Raw genomic sequence first — 2,580 nt, 5'->3', positions numbered from 1 at the left:
GTGTCGGCGCTGATTGAAAACTGACCCACCCTGCCGATTGAAAATTGACCCAGGGCGGATTGCTGATTTTTGCTTCAGCAATTGTGGATAAGCTTAGCAGTCGTGTCCCAGTGCAGAGGCGCCGAACCCCACCGCATGCAGGCATGCGGCAGGGCATTATCGGTGCAGATCAAAACGGCTCATCGTCCTCGGTACCATCATCTTCTTTGCGCTTTCGTTCACGTGATTTGATCTTTGTCTGGGCGACTAAGGTGCTGTGTTGCAGACGGTAGGACTCGTTGCCCGTTTCGACGATGTGGCAGTGGTGTGTCAGCCGATCCAACAACGCTGTGGTCATCTTGGCGTCGCCAAACACGCTCGACCATTCCGAGAAGCTGAGGTTGGTCGTGATGACCACGCTGGTGTGCTCGTACAGCTTGGACAACAGGTGAAATAACAAGGCTCCACCGCTTTGGCTGAAGGGCAAATACCCCAGTTCATCGAGTATCACCAGGTCTGTGCGAAGCAGCCCTTGAGCGATTCGGCCTGCTTTAGCCTCGTGTTTTTCGCGCTCCAGCAAATTGACCAGATCCACCGTGGAGTAGAAGCGCACGCGCTTGTTATGCATCGTGATCCCGGACACGGCCAAGGCGGTGGCCAGGTGTGTTTTACCTGTTCCAGGCCCGCCGATGAACACGACATTCTGCGCGTTATCTGTGAACTCCAGGTTGGACAGATCCCTGACCAGGCGGGGGTCTGCGCTGGAAGCGCTGAAGTCGAAGCCGGCCAAATCACGATGCATGGGGAGTTTGGCCATGTTCATCTGGTGATTCACTGAACGCACCGCTCGATCCGCATGTTCTTGTTGGAGAAGATGCTCTAGCAGCCATTTCGACGAGGTCGTTGAGGATTCTCCTTGCGAGGCCAGCTCTTCCCAGGCGCTGGCCATGCCATGCAGTCGCAGTTCTTTGAGTTCCGCCATAAGATCACGCATTGCGAGTCTCCTCATCGGTGGTACGGAGCCGGTCGTAGCGTGCCGTATTGGCGACAGGCGCTATCTTGAGTTGAAGGCTGGTTTCGGCGGACGGAGGGGCGGCTGTCGATGTCAGTCGAGCCAGGACATTCAGGATGTGTTCGGCGCTCAAGCTGCCTGATTCAAGTACCAACTCCACAGCCACCAACACGGCATCGAGCCCGGCGATGGGAACAGCAGCCAGTACCTGCGTCATGACTCGATCACCGTTGGTGTGACGCCTCAGACCGCGCTTTAGCAGTTGCAACGGCTTCGGCAGATCGGCAAACGGAGCGCCATTGCGCAGCGCTCCGGGCTTGCGTTCTATGAGTGGGATGTAATGCTGCCAGTCAAAACTGACCTGGTCTCGATCAAAGAGGCGCTCGTGACTGGCAATCATCGTTTCATCGGCGATGACCACTACCCGGGAGGGATACAGGCGGCTGCTGACCCACTGACCGACCCGCTCACACGGCACCGAGTAGCGATTTCGCGTCACGCTGATCAGACAGGTGCTGGAGACCCGCACAGTGCGTTCGACATAGCCGTCAAAGGCCGTGGGCATTGGCATCATTTCCACCCGTTCCAGTTCCAGGACGTCCGCTACCGTCAGCCCGTTGTACTGCGGGTGAAGCAGCTCGCTCCAGAGCGCACGACAGCGTTGGCCGAGCCAGACATTCAGTTCTTCAAAGGTGTGGAACATACAATCTTGAGCATCGAGCCAGATGCGTCGCCGGCTGTCCTGGACGTTCTTTTCGACGATGCCTTTTTCCCAGCCGGAGGCCACGTTGCAGAAGTCTGAGTCGAACAGGTAGTGTGCGCACATCACGGCAAACCGGGCATTGACCGTGCGGCCCTTACCCTTGTTGACCTTGTCGACAGCTGTCTTCATGTTGTCGTAGATGCCGCGACGCGGCACCCCACCTAACGCGCCAAACGAGCGGGTATGGGCATCGAACAACATCTCATGGCCTTGGCTCGGATACGCGACCAACCAAAATGCGCGACTGGCGCACAGCTTCATGTGGGAGACCTGGATGCGTCGAAACAGGCCGCCGATCAGCAGACCCTCTTCGCTCCAGTCGAACTGAAAGGCCTCGCCGAGTGCGAACGTCAACGGTACAAAGGCCCGTAAGGATTTGCCTTGCTCACCGCGCCACGAGCGGATGAAGGCGGTGAGCTGGCTGTAGCCGCCCTCGTAACCCTCGGCCTTAATCTGTTCGAAGAGTGCTTTGGCGCTCCTGCGGTTGTGCTTTGCTCGGAAGGAATCGGCCTTAAGTGCCTGTTCCAGCGTCTCGTGAAATGGACTGAGTTTGTTGAAGGCTACGCACCGCAGGTACGCCGGCTGAGTGGCTTCGGATGCTCTGACCCATTTTCGGATGGTGTTTCTCGACAGCCCGGTACGCTTGGCTATCTGATGCAGCGACAGCTTGTCGCGAAAATACATGCGCCGAATTTTTCCCATCATTTCCATGCTGATCACCCTGTGTTCTCCTGCTCAAAAATTGAGCAGAAGCAGTTGAACACCTGGGTCAGTTTTCAGTCGGCAGAACAGCCTTTACTGGGTCAGTTTTCGGTCAGCGGCAACA

Annotated in this window: 2 protein-coding genes; both read right to left on the bottom strand. The window is 57.0% G+C overall.

The annotated features are described in order from the left end of the window. Window positions 1-169: 169 nt before the first annotated feature. Window positions 170-973: an IS21-like element helper ATPase IstB gene (gene istB, locus KGA88_RS01140; RefSeq protein WP_223588320.1), complete on the bottom strand. Its 804-nt coding sequence runs from the start codon at window positions 971-973 to the stop codon at window positions 170-172. Continuing rightward, window positions 966-2,465 carry an IS21 family transposase gene (istA, locus tag KGA88_RS01135; RefSeq protein WP_223588322.1) on the bottom strand — a complete coding sequence of 500 codons (1,500 nt, stop codon included), beginning with the start codon at window positions 2,463-2,465 and terminating at the stop codon, window positions 966-968. The genes istB and istA overlap by 8 nt, the downstream gene beginning before the upstream one ends. Window positions 2,466-2,580 lie beyond the last annotated feature (115 nt).

Origin of the sequence: Pseudomonas sp. A-R-19, assembly GCF_019956575.1 — a bacterium.
GTDB lineage: Bacteria > Pseudomonadota > Gammaproteobacteria > Pseudomonadales > Pseudomonadaceae > Aquipseudomonas.
Note: the sequence above shows the minus strand (reverse complement) of the source record. Positions and strands in the feature narration are given on the sequence as shown.